The organism is Accumulibacter sp., assembly GCF_029255285.1.
Taxonomy (GTDB): domain Bacteria; phylum Pseudomonadota; class Gammaproteobacteria; order Burkholderiales; family Rhodocyclaceae; genus Accumulibacter.
In genome coordinates, this window is sequence record NZ_JAPUVI010000034.1 from 1 (window position 1) to 14739 (window position 14739).

A 14739-nucleotide genomic window follows, 5' to 3' on the forward strand; every position below is an offset into this window, starting at 1 on the left:
CAGACGATGGCGTAAGTGCCTTCCTTGGTCGGCGTCATCTTGACCACATGCTCATAGCCGGGAATCACCTGGATGTTGATGTTTACCGGTTGCAGCGAGAAGCCGTGGTTGTAGTCCATCGACGAGAGGTGGATCTTGTAGGTCTGGCCTTTTTCGAGTTCGAGGATCGGATACCAGGCCCACAGGCGGGCGATCAGGTAGCCGTCGCCACCGGCCGGCACCTTGACGACGGGAATGTTCTGGTCGGTCTCGGTACGGATGGTGTTCTCGGCGATGAATTTCTCGGCCTTGGCGGCGAACATCTCGGGCGTCGTCTTGTAGGCCTCGTTGGAGAGGTTCTGTTTGCCGTAGATGTGCCAGTAGATCATCATCACGAACATCACCATGCCCCACACGAAGGCGATCGCGATCCATGCCCATTCGACCTTGTCGATCGGTTGCTTCCACCAGAGCCGTTCCGACGGCGGCAGAATTGCACTCATATTGCTTTCTCCCTGAGATGAATGCCTGGCCTAGCGGGCGACCGGCGTGTTCATGATGTCGATGATGCCCCACAGGATGTAGAGCAGTCCCGGTGACGCCACGCCGAGAAACAGGAGCAGAAAGTGGTTGTCCAGCAGTTTCTGCATGAATGGAATGTCCTCATCGTTTTGCTCGGCCATTGTTTGTATCCCCCATCGCGGATGAGCGCTCGCGGCGCCTGGATAGTTGCGGTTAACGTCGAATTTTCTTGGCCTTGCGGGGCACAATTGGCCGAAGGATACCCGCTGCGGGCGCCTGATTGATTTGATGCACGTCAAGAACACGGAAAGACCGTAGGCCGCGGCAAAGCCAGCAGGAATGGGCGTTTCAGGGCTGGCCATGCGGCCGACGGTCGCACTCGGACGAGCACGCGGCGGACCGGACAAAGCGCCTATAATCCGCGCCTGGCCCTCCTTTTCAGTTTTTCGAGTTCCCGACATGGATACCGTCGCTCGTCGCCAAATCGCGCTCTGGCTGCTCGTCTGCAGCGCCATGGTCTTCGCCATTCTGGTCGTCGGCGGCGTTACGCGCCTGACGCATTCGGGCTTGTCTATCGTCGAGTGGCAGCCGATCGTCGGCGTCGTCCCGCCGCTCAACCAGGCGGAGTGGGAGGAGACTTTCGACAAGTACAAGAAGACGCCCGAATATCAGCAAGTGAACCACCAGATGACGCTCGAAGAGTTCAAGGGGATTTTCTTCTGGGAGTACTGGCATCGGGTGCTCGGACGGCTGATCGGCGTCGTCTTTCTCCTGCCTTTTCTCTACTTTTGGCTGCGCGGCAAGATCGACTCGCCATTGCGACCGAAACTGCTGGCGATTTTCGTCCTCGGCGGTTTACAGGGCGCGATGGGCTGGTACATGGTCAAGAGCGGGCTGGTCGACGACCCGCGCGTCAGTCACTACCGGCTGACGGCGCATCTGTCGCTGGCCTTCCTGATCTTCGTCGCGATGTTCTGGCTGGCTCTCGGCCTGCTTGGCGAGCGTGTCGGCCGTAGCCGCGACGCGGCGCTGCGCCGTTTGCAGCGCGGCGGATTCTGGCTGACCGTTCTGGTCGCTTACATGGTGGTCAGCGGCGGCTTCGTCGCCGGCATCCGCGCTGGCAAGGCGTACAACACCTTTCCGCTGATGAACGGCTACGTACTGCCACCGGAGAGTTTTCTCATCGACCCCTGGTACCTCAATTTCTTCAACAACATGGCGCTCGTCCAGTTCGACCACCGTCTGGGCGCCTGGCTGCTGGCTATTGTGGTGCCGTGGTTCTGGTGGAAGCTGCGCGCGGCGGCCGTTTCGACCGCCGCGCGGCGGGCCGCGACGCTGCTGCTGCTGGCCGTGTGCGTCCAGATCGTGCTCGGCATCGCGACGCTGCTGCTGCTCGTACCGGTCGGCCTCGGAGCGGCCCATCAAGGCGGTGCGATGGTCGTCCTCGGTGTGCTGCTGTGGTTGAACCACGAGTTGCGGGTGGCGCAGCCGCCGGCCGCCAGCGCGTGATCGCGAGCCCGGCCCTGCGCTTGCGGCGCATTCGGGCAACGGCCGTGTTGTTGTGCGGGCTCTCGCTACTGGTCGTCGTGCTCAGCGCGTATCTTCGTCTCGACGCTGCCGGTCTCGGCTGTGCCGACTGGCCGGCGTGCTACGGCCGGCTGCTGGCCGGTGATCCACCGGCCACGCAGTTCGGACCGCTGCGTCTGCTGCATCGGGCGACGGCATCGCTGTCTCTGCTGCTCGCCGGCTATCTGGCGTGGTGTTGCTGGCGCCGGCCGGCGGTCCAGCCGGCAGATCGCCCGGCCTTGCTTCTCCTGCTGCTGATGCTGGCTCTCGCGGTGCTCGGCATCTGGAGCTCCGATCCGCGACTGGTCGTGGTCAGCTTCCTCAACCTGCTGGGCGGCCTCGGCTTGGTGACTTTCTCGTGGCGGGTGGTTCTGGCCACCCGGACGCGCTCGATGCTCGACACGTCGGGCCCGCCGACGTGGCTGCTGCGCGTCGGAGCGGCGACGCTGTCGCTGACCGTCGTGCTCGGCGCCCTGATCGGCGCGCGCTACGCGGCACTCGCCTGCGACTCCTTCCCGCACTGCGATGGCCACTGGTGGCCGGCAGCGGCCGGCTGGGCGGCGCTGAGCGCTTTCGCGACGCTTACCGGCGTGCCGACGGCGGGCGATCTGGGCGGCATGACGCTGCATCTTCTGCATCGCTACGCCGCGCTCGTCACGCTGCTCGTGCTCGGTAGCGCGGGCTGGCAGGCGCTGTCGGACACCAGCCGCCGCCCGGCGGCGATTGTCCTGCTGCTCCTGCTGGTCGGCGAGGTCGCGCTGGGCAGTCTGACCGTGCTCAGCGGTTTCACTCTGTGCTTGGCGATCAGCCACGGTGTTTGCGCGGCGCTCCTGCTCGCCAGCGTGGCGACCTTGCTACGCCGCTGAATCTCGTCGCCGATCTACCCGTCGGACGCGGCCATGGTGTCCGCCAGGTTGAGCCGAACGGGGAACTGGCGAATCGGCGATGGGATCCGTTGGCTGAGCGGGGAGCCGGTCACGGCGTGGCCGGAACCCTTAGCTGAGGGGAATTCAGCGGCCCGCTGATGGCCACCGATTTTGCGCTGTGATCGGTTCGGCCGCGCATTTGGACTTCCATCCGACCGCGCAATTGCCGCTCGCGGTTCACTTCCAGTTGGCCGGACGACTGCATCAGACCGGCGGTCAGGATTAGCCGGGAAAACTGATACGCCGTCGGTGTCCACCGGATCTGGCCGGACATCTGTTCGAAACGCGTTCCGCCGCCGAGCGTCACCGGGGTGGCCGGCACTCGCCGGAGCGCTTCGGGAAGATCGATGCCGCCCAACACTCCACGCGTGACGGTGAATTCGCCGTCGGCATGGAGGGCGGCGAAAATCGCCGGCCAAGTGGCCGCGCTGGCGGCGAACTTCAGTCGGCCGGCGGCCTCACCTGCGAACTGTCCGCCGACTCCCAGTGCCTCGCCGAAGCGCTTGACATCGATGCGCTCGAAAGCGATCTCGCCGGTCACCGCCGGCCCCCGTTCGGCGCGCAGGACGGCCGCGCCCTGCACCAATCCGCCGAAGATGCGCCACTCCATGCTATCGACGACGAAGGCACTGCCCAGGATCTCACCCTTCACGATCAGCGAGTCGAACAGGTAGGGCGATTGTTCCGCCGGAGTCCAGCCAAGTCCCTCCAGCTTGACCGTCAGCCCGCCGGCAATGGGGCTGGCCTCGATCTGGAGGTTGCGGTCGGACGTCTGCAGGGTAAGCGTCTGCATGAGGCCCTCGGGAGAGAGGCCCAGTTCGCCCCGCATGTCGCCAACACCCAGGCCTCCGAACGAGATTCTTGCCTTGTCTACCGTGAGGCGCAGCAGGCCGACCTTGGCCGACTCGCTGGCGGCCGAGCTCAGCATCCGCGCGAGTTCACCGACGGTCTCGGCGGACAGTTCGATGTCGCTCAGTTCAACCTCGCGGAACAGCTTGCGCGACGACAACAGCGTAGTCAGCGCGGGTTGCAGGCGCATCGCCCCGATAGGCACCGCGCGGCCGGACTTGTCGTCGCCGAGGACTACCTCGTCGAGCAGCAGACCCGGTTTGGGGTAGAAGCTGGGACGCATTTGCCCGACCTTGACCGGCACTCCGATACTCTGCGCCAAGGAATCCTCCACCTCCGGAAGGTAGAGTGCGTAGGGAAACAAGACGGCCGTCAGGAACAGTACGGCGGACAACAGCACGCCGCCAACAAGCAAACGCATCGGCCAGCCAAGCCTGCCGAAAAATCCAGGGCGCGATATCGGTTTGAGGTCGGGCGCGGTGTCTTCGTCGGCGGCCGAGATACCTGCCTTCAAGCGGGAAAACAGCGACCGCGCGTCGTCGCCTGCCGATCGAGAGGCCGGTCCGTCGGGCACGATCTCGCCGATCGGCGAAAACACAGTGCCCGACTCTGGACCCAAAATGGAAGGCGTCGGCATGGACGCTCCCGCCAGAGAACTCTGCCTGTCGCGCTCCTGCGAGAATGGCGAGGTCCGCCGCTCTCCCTTTCCCGGGGGCAGCGACGGGAGGAGGGCGGATTCGTCCTTGTTGCCATAGGTCGAGAACTCGGACGGTGGCTGGACGACGCTCGCCTTGCCTCGCCGACCATGCTTCGCGCCCTGTACCCAGACCGAATCCTTTTCGGTCCGGCGCTCGATGAAGCCATCGTTTTCAAGCTCCAGCAGCGCATTCTGCGTCAACTGTGCGTTACCTGTCCGGTTGCAGAGTTCTGCAACGGTTGCATTACCATCGACGAGGATCAGCACCATTCGGACGTTTCTCTGTACCACCCGCGTGCGATGCTGCATCGCGTCCTCACCGGAAGCCGTTTTGGCGTAGATCAGATCGGGGTCAATCGGAGTTGGGTCCATTGTCTCAGCAAGGCCTCGGCATCAGCGGATCGGTGTTTTCGTTCTACATTGGCAAGCCCGAATTGTGCTCCTTGTTGCCAGTCGGGAAAAGCCGGACGTATGACCTCGTGCAGCGAGCGACTCATTGTACTTTGTCGGATGGTCATCGAGCGTGTCGCCAAAACGCGCCGCTACCGACCCCGGCCGACGGGGATCAGTATTCTCGCTGGCTGGCTCATCCTCCGCGAGAAAGTCATCAAACCCGTTCTCGCCAGCGCCGGCCTACCACACCTGGGACCGCCGCCCAAGAACATCCAGGCCCTTGATCAACACTACGAAACTCTCCAGCGCGAGTTGCGGCGCACCTTCGATACCCTCCTCATCACTGTTGCTCCTGGCTCAAACACTAACACCAACATGTTTGCTTCAACACCCGCTTAAGCGCCTAAATTTCTCCTTTACCCCATTGCGGGGGCCAACTCAGGAGGGGCCAAGGCGTGTATCTCTTTGGCGGAAAACGCACTGAACGGCTACTATTGGCCATCGGACACTGAACTATGGAACCGAAGCCTATGTGCGTTCCCCCGGGAGCGCTCGACGAGGGAAGTGCTAGCTGAGGAAGGTTCGTGGGGCGCAAACTACTCAAGGTATTTGTCTCTTCGCCCGGGGATGTGCCGGAGGAGCGCGCGCTAACGGAGCGCGTCCTGCGCCGCCTTGGTGAGCAGTACCGCGATCATGTGCGGCTATTGGTCGTGCTGTGGGAGCACGAGCCGCTGTTTGCGCACGACACCTTCCAGTCTCAGATCGAGCGTCCGTCGCAGTGTGACCTGGTGATCAGCATTCTATGGTCCCGCCTGGGGACCCGATTGCCACCAGATTTTGCGCCGGCACCTGGCGTAGTCGCTCCGACCGGGACTGAGTTCGAGGTGCAGGATGCGCTCGACGCGTTCCGCCTTCGTGGACGGCCCCATCTCCTGATCTACCGGCGCACAACATCGCCGCAGGTGGACGTCAGCCAGAGCGACGTCCGCGAAAGGGTCCGGCAGTACGAGGCGCTTGAGGAGTTCTGCGGGCGTGTGCTAAGGGACGCGCGCGGTGAGTTGCTGGCTCACCACCTGTACGCCGAACCCTGGGAATTTGAGCGAAAGCTGACGGAGCATACCCGGAAGTGGCTGGAGCGTCAGACCGGCGAAAGCCGACCGCAGCCCAGGTGGACGGACGGCTCGCCGTACCGGGGCCTGCAGACGTTCGAGGCGAAGCACAAAGATATCTATTTCGGGCGTTCGCAAGCGACCAGCGAGGTGCTGCGACGGCTGAGTGCCGTCGAGGCCGGCTTGGGGAGTGTTCGCTTCCTGCTGGTGCAGGGGATGAGCGGGGTAGGCAAGAGCTCGCTGATTCGCGCGGGAGTCCTACCGCTGCTCGAAGGTCGAGCCGTGGAGGGCATCGGAGTGTGGGAGCACGCGATCCTGAAACCGTCGGACGTCGTGTCAGCTATAGAGTGGTCAAGTGTGTTCGGCGCGCTGGCGGCGAGACTGTTGAGTGCGTTGCCTGGACTGGCCGAGGCTTACAGCGCCCAACGACTCGCCGAGCGGCTGCTGGCGGCGCCGGACGAAGTGGCTGCGCGACTGGACGGGTACCTGAGCCAAGCCGCTCAGCGGCGTGGGCTCATGCCTTCGCGGATGCGTCTGGTGGTCTGCGTCGACCAGTTGGAAGAGTCCTGGAACTCGCTCCCTGACACCGCGCGCGCCGCGTTCGGTCGCTGCCTAGTCGCCCTTTCCAGAGAGGGTCGGATCTGGGTGATCGCGACGATACGTAGCGACTTCGTCGGCCGGATGGAGGAAACACCAGAGTACGTGCCGCTGCTGAAAGGCGGCGTGGCATACACGCTGCTGCCGCCGCAGCCGGATGAGCTAATGGAAATGATCCATGAGCCTGCCGTTGCCGCCGGGCTCAGCTGGGAGAGCCAGGACGGTGTGTCACTCGAACAGGCGATCCTGCGCGAAGCGAGCGCGAGTCCGGAAAGCCTTGCGTTGCTCGAGTACGTCCTGGACCAGTTGTACGAGCGTCGGCGAGGATCTTCGCTGACCTTTGACGCGTATTGGGAGTTTGGGGGTCTGCTCGGAAGCATCGCAGCAACTGCCGAGACCTGCGTAGTGGAGCATGTTACCGGTGGTTGTGACGTACTGGTGCGGACGCTACGCCTGCTGGTGCGTGTCGATCCGAGCGGAGCGTCAACGCGGCGCTACGCGCGGCGAGAGGAGTTTCCGGCGGAAACCCCGGAGTCACATCTGCTCGACGCGCTCATCGAGCGTCGCCTATGCGTGACCGATGCGCCGGGAGGTTTCGGCGCCGTCGCATTTTCCCATGAAGCACTCCTCCGGGCGTGGCCGCGACTCCAGTCGTGGCTCCTATCCGAAACGTCACTGCTGCAGGCACGCGAACTTGTGACTGCTGACGCAGCGGAATGGTGTCGGCGAGGGCGACCAGCGTCGTTGCTGGCGACGGCTCCAGAGAAAGTCGCAGACGCAAAGCGTCTCATGGCGACGGGCGTTCCTCTGAGCAATGACACGGACGAATATGTGCAATCCTCGCTCCGTCGCACCGTGTGGCTTCACCGACTCCGTGTGGCTGCGGTAGGCGGCATTTCGGCCCTGGCCGTGATCGCGGTCGGCGCGGCCGTGTACGCGCGCAGTGAGCGCGACGAAGCCCTTCAAGCGCGGGCTCAAGCGTTGGCCCGCGAGAGCGAGCGTGCCTTGTCGGCGGGAGACCATGACAACGCGATTCGGCTTGTCCAAGAGGCTGCCGCGGTATGGAAAGATCGGGCAGGCCGTCCGGATCCGGAAGTGAGGTTTGAGCAGCTGAGAACCGACCTGGTTCGCGAAGTGCAGCCGAACTCCCGGGCGCACGAGCCGCTCACGGATTGGTACTTCAGCAGCGGCGTCTTGCGCCGGTCGAGTCTGCTTTTCCTCGGCACCTCTTATGGGGACAGTATCGTAGTGGTTGATCCTGTATCCGGCCGAAGCACGCTTCTCAAGAACTTCGGGAGCAACGTGATCTCGGCGACAAGGTCGCCCAACGGCCGCTACCGTATATTGGACGACTCTGGGACGTTGACGGGGTACGATGGGCAGACCGGCGAGCGTACCGAAGTGCTACCGGATGCTTTCTCGATGAACGCACTTGCAGCCGAATGTGATGGCGCTTTTTGTGAGGCTCTGGGATGGAACCCGATGCGCCGCCGCTGTGAATGGATGCGCATCGACGTTGGGTCGACCTATAGGGTCTCACAACCGCTGGAGCCAAAATCCGGGCCTTCTGGTCCGGTGCGTTTCGACTCTGAACAAGCGTGTGCTTGGGACGAACTCAGTCGATTGAGCGAGCGCAGTTTCGTGGCGATCGATCACGCCAGACGCGCGTTCCTGATTGAGGTCGACGAGAAGGGCGGTCCCGTCGCCACGTTCCTCCGAGACAAAGTCGACGTGGTGGCGGTGGTGGACGAGTCCACCGTGTTCGTGCGGCGAGAGGGCAGACTTGAACTCATGAATCCCGTTTCAGGACGCTTCGAGGTGAAGTCAAGCAACACGCCGGAGAGGTTGAGCGTTTCCGTACGCGGAGGCATGCTCGCAGCCGTTTCGTCGGAAGGCGCGGTTGAGATTTTTCGGAATGGCCGCATTTACAGTTTAGGTCGAACCGGGTTGCACCCGATCCGCGTGTTTGAGTTCCAGCGCTCTCGTGCCGTGTTCGAAGTCAACTCGTCCGGTTTGGTCCGCACAATCGACTACCAGTCTGGGAGGGAGCTTTACCGATGGCAGGCGGCTCCAACGCCGCTTCGCGCTGCCTTTTTTTCCGCGGCCGAGCATCGGCTCTCCCTGCTGACGACGGCAGGTTCGTTGTATGTGTGGGACATTTCAGGACTTGAGGCCACCGACATCGAGGAGTCCATCCGGGGTCCCTCCTCGGCAACACCAGCGACTGGGGTTGCGCGTCAGTCGATTGCTCTTGATCCAATGAGGGGTGGCGAGGAGTGGGCAAACGAAGAGCGGCTTCTGGTGTTGGTCGATCCCCAGGCAGACCTCGCGGTGGTTCGCGCCTCACGCGAGGGAGTGCTTCTGCATCGCGGCAACGCTTACCGGATGCGCGACTTTCGGCCTTCGACAAGCACTCGGACGACGGACGGCGCATCGTGGCTCCTTAGCGACGGCCGCCGTGTCGTACGGCTTGGACGCCCATCGGCCGCCAGTACCCACCCGGCGCGCCCGGAAATCCTGTGGGAAGGCCGCCCTGACGATACCGAGGTGGAACTGATACTCGCACTGGACGGAGGCGGTGTGGCGGTGGTACTTCGCGGGTCGATCACTTTGCTGGACGCGCAGGGTGCGGAACGGGCCCGCGTCTCACGTGACAGCTTCGATCAGCGGATGGAGGGTGAGTTGGTGCGCGCGCGAGAAGTCGGTGAGGTCCTGGTGATCGAAACCGCTACGTGCCACCAACGCCGTATTCACGTCCCGACGAGCCGTATCCTGTATGAGGTGGACCGTCTCTGCGGTGGTGATCCATGAGGTGGCTTCGTATGCGGCTGTGGTCATTCGGTTGCCGCTCGGTCCGCACGACTGCCGTTACGATCACCAGTGCTGCGCTCGGCGTCGTGTCGTCGGCCTGGGCGCACCGAGCAATCGCAGAGATCGATAGGCACAATGCCAACTACTCTTGGGGAACTGAGCTGACCTTGTCCAAGAAGGCGAATGCGTCGGTCGGCATCATGTACAACTCTCGCTCCCTGTACGACGGACTGTTCGGCCTAGGGTGGTGTTCGGACATCGAAACCAAGACCGAAGTCAACCTCGATGGTGGATTTACGATGACCGAGTGCGGTAGCGGGAGGAAGATGAAGTTCGAGTTGGTTCAGCCGGACCGCATGACGTCGGCTGATTTAGCGGAGGTCGTCGCACGTCGAGGCAAGGGTAAGGCTCACGAACACGTCATCACGAGAAAGAAGACACCGCTCGACACCGCCGAGAACGTCCGCACACTGCTCGCACAGGGCGTCACGGAGTTCGAACTTCGTGAACTTCTTGGGGTGCGTGCGCCTGAACTTGGCGCAGGTAGATACGTTGCGAGCGACGGATCGATCGCCGACTTCGACGGCGCACGCATTCGCGTCAAGGAACGTGACAGCAAACAGTGGGTTTTTGATCCACAGGGCCACTTGGTCGAGTTGAGGCGTATCAGCGGGGAGAAGCTCGCGATTGTGGCGCGAAGTCCGAGCGAGCTGACATTCGACGTGCAAGGAGTACGGGGGAGCGCCAGGATCGGTCCGGCAGGCAGGATCGAGCATGTACGCGCCGATGGCCACCCTGCAACCACTTTTCAGTACGCGGAGATCCACGGGCGACGAATGTTGGCCAGCATCGTTGACGACACGGAACGATGGGGTTTCGAGTATGACCAAGGCTACAATCTCACGGCCGTACGTCGGAACGGGAAGCTAACGGAACGTATCTCATACGATCAGGCCCGGGATTGGGTGACCTCGTTTGAGGACATTTCACGAGGCTGCGTAGACACCTACGCATACCTTAACGAAGCGGACGCTGACGTCGATTCGACGCTACTCGCCAACCGGAAAAAGCTGGAGACATTCGCACGGATAAAGGACGAGGAGAGCGTCTACTTCACAAAGGTTCGTCGCAAGTGCCGTGGAAGTCCCGAGTCTCTGAAACTCGTCCAGGGTTGGGCACATTCGCGCGATGACGAGGGCAAGAAGTTCATGGCAGCCACGACGGTATGGGCCGCAGGGTATGGCGTGAGTTTCGCGGAGTATGCGCCGAACGGTGACTTGCGGGCCGTAACGCAGCCACCCGTCGCCGTGCGCTCGGCGATTGATCGAAGTGCGGGACGGCTCACCAATTCCCTTCTTGCGGTACGGTACCGGGAACCAGAGGATTGCATGACGGATCTCTTCGCCGAGGGCGTTGTGTTTCCGGCGGGTACGGAAGGTGCTGTACTGTTCAGCGCTCGCGCCCATCGCTCGAGTGGGTCAGGCATGTGCCTCATCACTAGCGTCGAGTGGACAATGAACGCCGGTCAATTCCGACTGGCGATCGAACGTGACGATGCGGGCGCGTCGCACGCGGTTGTTCTGGACGGTCTTCGTCGTTTTCGGCGGGTGGCTACGGGCGAGGTCCGCAGTCCGTCGAACTGCTCTCTCTATGGCCTCCAAGGCGCTTCCGACGAGAAACGCATTGGCACAATTCTCGCGAAAGCACTCAGTAGCCAGTGCTCAGCCGAGCAGCAGATCGTCTACCAGATCGCGCTCGTGATGTCTTCCATTCAGAGTCCGCTGACGTGCCAGTGCGCGTATGTGCTCCCAAGCGATCACACGGTGGCTGATTTCGGTCGCTGGATTCTTATGGATGAATTCGTGATGGAACCAGCGGTTTCAGCGGTCCAGCGATGAACCTAGAATCGGCAGTTAGCGACTCCATTCGCATGAGTCTTAAGCAACGGATGGGCTGGTGGCCCACGGATGCTGGCGAGAATCCGCTTGAGGTGATCACAGACGCGATGCCAAGCGCGAGTCTTGCGAGTCTTGGGGACAGTGTATCGAATGCGCACCGCTGCCTACGCCACCCGCGTCGACCCTTTTCGGCACTTCGGTGTGGGATGAGCAATTTGGCATGCTGTCCGCAAGACCCCGCTGCTCATTGGTCTCTCTTCAAGCGGTATGCCGAATCGGCAGAAGAGGACAAAGCATGACCAGTACGCTGAAATTGTTTGCCGCTGGGAGATCGTCCATACCTCACGGCACGGCCTGGTATCTCTCGGACCTCGGCGAATTCCGCGGTAAGCAGGAGCTTTACACCCGGCAGTCACCGCCGCGCCTCAAAGCCTTGCGCGAGCATGCGCTGATCGACAGCGCTGTCTCATCGAACCGCATCGAGGGTGTTTCCGTCGAGCCGTCGCGGGTCCGCAGTGTGGTCGTATCGCCCAGACCGCTGTTTCGGGATCGTGATGAGGAAGAAGTCCGCGGCGACCGCGATGCCCTGACCTGGATTCACCAGGATGCCCAGCGCATCCCGATTGCCAACGAAGCCATCCAGCGTCTCCACGCGATGACGCGGAGACAGATCTGGGATGCCGGTGTGTACAAGGAAAAGGATGGCGATATCAAAGGATAGGAAATTCAACGGCGCCCGCGGAGTAACTCCGAGTCCGGCAGACGTAGTCAATGGCAGATTTTGCGTGGAATTCGCCGAGAAGCCCTCCCGAGCGGCGGCCGGTCCGCCGGCCCCCGGCGTAAATCGCCTTCTGGCGACCGATGTCATTGGCGGCCGGATCGCCGCATCTTGCCAGTACGCCTACCAGGCGATGCGCTGATCGAAGTTGTAGTCCGGCGCCGGCTGCGCCTGCGGGTCGAACTCGCCGTTGCCGATGCCGGGCGTCTCCCACAGCGGCGGGCCGCGGGCCGGCGCCAGGCGAGGCGGCGCGATGGGTTCGCCCGGATGCGCCAGGATATCGCGCACCGCCGCCGCCTCGGTGACGAAGGCGACGAGGCGCATCTCGCCGCCGCATTTCGGGCACAAGAGCGGAAAGCCGTCGTAGATGCGCGCGAGCAGCAGCGCCCAGGCATACCGCGCCGCCTGGCGCAGGGCCAGCTCGGGCGCGGGGCACCGGGGTGGCGACGGTTGGCGTTTTGGCGGCGGGCGCCGGCATGGCGGTGACAGCCGGGCGTAGCGGTGCATTGGGCGCCAGTACGCCGTAGTAACGGTGACGATGCCGGCGCGGCGGCGGAATCGGGGCCGCCAGCCGCTCGATCAGTTCGAGCGGGCTCAGCATCAGGCTGACACTGCCGCCCGGCCCCGGTTTGGCGGCCTCATAGACCAGATGCTCGGCATCGATTTCCCGCCACCTCTCCAGCGCCAAGGCCGGGCGGGCGCAGTAGCGCAGCAGGCGTTCCAGGCCTGGCCGGCCTTCCGCTTCGATGCGCACGCCGGCGTCGAGAGAAATCCCGCCGCCGTGCTCCCACGCGGCCATCGCCGGTGCCTCAGAGGTGGCCCCGTTTGTTTGGACAGGAAATGCTCCTGGATAAGTGGAGCCCTGCCAGTTGCGGTCGACTGACTGATGTTGCGGTGGGTTTTGACCTTCCTGGATTTTATATGAACCGAATAGAGCTCGGTGGAGCTTGTGGGCGAAGGGACGTGCGGTGGGAAAGTCGCCAGACTTTTTCCACGGCAAGCGGCCCAATGCGCGACAGCGCATCGTCCACAAATCCACGGAGTCCCTTCCTCATGCCTTACGCCGCGGGCCGCGTAGCGGACGCGAGTGCTGCGAAATAGGTCGCGTCCGGCGTTTTGCCCTCCAGGGAACGATGGGGTCGTCGCTCGTTGTAGAAGCGTAGATACGTGGCCAGGTTGGCTTTCGCGTCGGCGACGCTGTCATAGGCCTTGAGATAGACCTCCTCGTACTTGACACTCTTCCACAGTCGCTCGACAAAGACGTTGTCGCGCCAGGACCCCTTGCCGTCCATGCTGATCCGGATGTCATGCGCCTTGAGCAGACCCGTGAATTCGCCGCTGGTGAATTGACAACCCTGATCGGTGTTGAAGATCTCCGGGCAACCGTGGCCGTGGATGGCTTCCCGCACGGCGTCGAGGCAGAAGCCGGTAGTGAGCGTGTTGGAGAGCCGCCAGGCGAGCAGCCGGCGCGAGTACCAGTCAATCACGGCGAACGGGTGCTCGAAATGTAGCTCGTCTCGGTGCATCAGGGTCAGGTCCGTCGGCGAGACCTCGCGTGGCGTGTAATACGCGCTCGAACGGGCCAGCCCAAGCACGGTGCACTGATGCGATACGGGGAGTGGGTGGTTGCGGTCAATCGTCGTCTTGCGGGAAGCCCGCCCGCCTTGGTGAGCGCATGTTCTAAAAAATCGATTTCCAGCGTCAACTGGCCGATCTTGGCGTGTAGCGTCGTCAGGTCGGGGTCGCTGCTCGCCGGGCTGCTGGCGTCTCCGAAAACCTGCACCGCACGCTCCGTTAATTGCCGCTTCCAGTCCGTGATCTGATTCGGGTGAATGTCATACTGCTGCGCCAGCTCCGCTAGCGTCTTGTCGCTCTTCAGCGCCGCCAGTGCCACTTGCGCCTTGAATGCCGGTGTGTGGTTCCGCCTCGCCCTTCTTGCCATGCTCTTGCTCCTGGTGTGGCTGCTTACGCAGCCGTTCGTGGGGGCGAGGCTACCACTTATCCTCCTGTCCGAATTTCCGGGGCCCGCTCTCTGGGCGCACCAGGGCGTGGTCTATGACTTGCTCCTGCAGTCTGGCTGGCAGACGGTGCAGACCTTCGCCCAGAACGACCGACAGCTGCAAGGCACGCCCGGCGCGATCGCGGTGCTGCACACCAACACGCGCCGACTCGATTATCACCCGCCTGTCCATCTCGTCATGCCGGCTGCCGCGGTGAACGCCCAGCGCAAGCAATGGCGAACCAAACGACGGGGCAAGGCCAAGGGTGGCTATCTGTTCAACCATAAAGCCTTGGCCAAGGTCTTCCGGGCGAAGATCCTGGCGGCGATCACAGCCGCCGGGCTGACCCCTCCCGGTCGCTATCCGAAGGCGTGGGTCGTGGATTGCAAATCCGTTGGCAGCGGCGAGCCGGCCCTCATCTATCTGGGGCGCTATCTTTACCGCGGTGTCATTCGGAAGTAACCGGTAACTACCCGGCGTTCTTGCCTGCGCCCGAAGGCTGTGCAAAGGCGATCGAAGTGGATTGCGGGCGAAGAGTTTCTTCCAGAGTCGCGGCGTGAGTTCGTGGACACGGCTGGCCGGAGGCTGGCCGACTCGCGGCAGCACATCGACCA

9 protein-coding genes and 3 pseudogenes are annotated in these 14739 nt (G+C 63.0%); 6 read left to right on the forward strand and 6 right to left on the reverse strand.

What is annotated here, in order from left to right; translation table 11 throughout:
* Positions 1 to 482, reverse strand: a 482-nt coding sequence (locus Q1M07_RS05350; protein ID WP_300451743.1) for a cytochrome C oxidase subunit II, incomplete at its 3' end; no start/stop codon positions are given.
* A 30-nt stretch (positions 483 to 512) separates the two neighbouring features.
* A complete protein-coding gene (locus Q1M07_RS05355) occupies positions 513 to 662 on the reverse strand; it encodes a hypothetical protein (protein ID WP_300451746.1) in 150 nt (49 codons plus the stop codon).
* A 298-nt stretch (positions 663 to 960) separates the two neighbouring features.
* Here Q1M07_RS05355 and Q1M07_RS05360 point away from each other — a divergent pair, with 298 nt between their 5' ends.
* Both Q1M07_RS05360 and Q1M07_RS05365 read left to right on the forward strand, forming a co-directional pair.
* Positions 961 to 2010, forward strand: a complete 1050-nt coding sequence (locus Q1M07_RS05360) for a COX15/CtaA family protein (protein WP_300451749.1) — start codon at positions 961 to 963, stop codon at positions 2008 to 2010.
* Positions 2007 to 2933 carry a COX15/CtaA family protein gene (locus Q1M07_RS05365; protein WP_300451752.1) on the forward strand — a complete coding sequence of 309 codons (927 nt, stop codon included), beginning with the start codon at positions 2007 to 2009 and terminating at the stop codon, positions 2931 to 2933. The genes Q1M07_RS05360 and Q1M07_RS05365 overlap by 4 nt, the downstream gene beginning before the upstream one ends.
* A gap of 109 nt (positions 2934 to 3042) precedes the next feature.
* On the opposite strand, the gene Q1M07_RS05370 is transcribed toward Q1M07_RS05365, so the two are convergent.
* A complete protein-coding gene (locus Q1M07_RS05370) occupies positions 3043 to 4911 on the reverse strand; it encodes a hypothetical protein (RefSeq protein WP_300451755.1) in 1869 nt (622 codons plus the stop codon).
* A gap of 605 nt (positions 4912 to 5516) precedes the next feature.
* Here Q1M07_RS05370 and Q1M07_RS05375 point away from each other — a divergent pair.
* The 3 genes from Q1M07_RS05375 to Q1M07_RS05385 all read left to right on the forward strand — a co-directional run bounded on the left by Q1M07_RS05375 (position 5517) and on the right by Q1M07_RS05385 (position 12068).
* Entirely contained in the window at positions 5517 to 9449 is a 3933-nt protein-coding gene (locus Q1M07_RS05375; RefSeq protein WP_300451758.1) for an ATP-binding protein, read from the forward strand.
* 11 nt (positions 9450 to 9460) lie between these two features.
* Positions 9461 to 11347, forward strand: a complete 1887-nt coding sequence (locus Q1M07_RS05380; protein ID WP_300451761.1) for a hypothetical protein — start codon at positions 9461 to 9463, stop codon at positions 11345 to 11347.
* 295 nt (positions 11348 to 11642) lie between these two features.
* Positions 11643 to 12068, forward strand: a complete 426-nt coding sequence (locus Q1M07_RS05385; protein WP_300451764.1) for a hypothetical protein — start codon at positions 11643 to 11645, stop codon at positions 12066 to 12068.
* Between the two features lie 180 nt (positions 12069 to 12248).
* On the opposite strand, the gene Q1M07_RS05390 is transcribed toward Q1M07_RS05385, so the two are convergent.
* The 3 genes and pseudogenes from Q1M07_RS05390 to Q1M07_RS05395 form a co-directional block, all read right to left on the reverse strand.
* Positions 12249 to 12632, reverse strand: a complete 384-nt coding sequence (locus tag Q1M07_RS05390; RefSeq protein WP_300451767.1) for a hypothetical protein — start codon at positions 12630 to 12632, stop codon at positions 12249 to 12251.
* A gap of 58 nt (positions 12633 to 12690) precedes the next feature.
* Positions 12691 to 13149 (reverse strand): annotated as a pseudogene (locus Q1M07_RS18710) (transposase); the annotation flags it as partial.
* Positions 13150 to 13183: 34 nt separating this feature from the next.
* A pseudogene (locus Q1M07_RS05395) lies at positions 13184 to 14067 on the reverse strand (IS3 family transposase).
* Between the two features lie 61 nt (positions 14068 to 14128).
* Here Q1M07_RS05395 and Q1M07_RS05400 point away from each other — a divergent pair.
* Positions 14129 to 14584, forward strand: a pseudogene (locus Q1M07_RS05400) (transposase); the annotation flags it as partial.
* Positions 14585 to 14739: the final 155 nt, after the last annotated feature.

Bases quoted from the DNA above. Each gene is read 5' to 3' on its own strand.
- Q1M07_RS05390 (WP_300451767.1), bottom strand. From the start codon at position 12,632: ATGCACCGCTACGCCCGGCTGTCACCGCCATGCCGGCGCCCGCCGCCA.
- Q1M07_RS05380 (WP_300451761.1), top strand. From the start codon at position 9,461: ATGCGGCTGTGGTCATTCGGTTGCCGCTCGGTCCGCACGACTGCCGTT.
- Q1M07_RS05385 (WP_300451764.1), top strand. From the start codon at position 11,643: ATGACCAGTACGCTGAAATTGTTTGCCGCTGGGAGATCGTCCATACCT.
- Q1M07_RS05370 (WP_300451755.1), bottom strand. From the start codon at position 4,911: ATGGACCCAACTCCGATTGACCCCGATCTGATCTACGCCAAAACGGCT.
- Q1M07_RS05355 (WP_300451746.1), bottom strand. From the start codon at position 662: ATGGCCGAGCAAAACGATGAGGACATTCCATTCATGCAGAAACTGCTG.
- Q1M07_RS05360 (WP_300451749.1), top strand. From the start codon at position 961: ATGGATACCGTCGCTCGTCGCCAAATCGCGCTCTGGCTGCTCGTCTGC.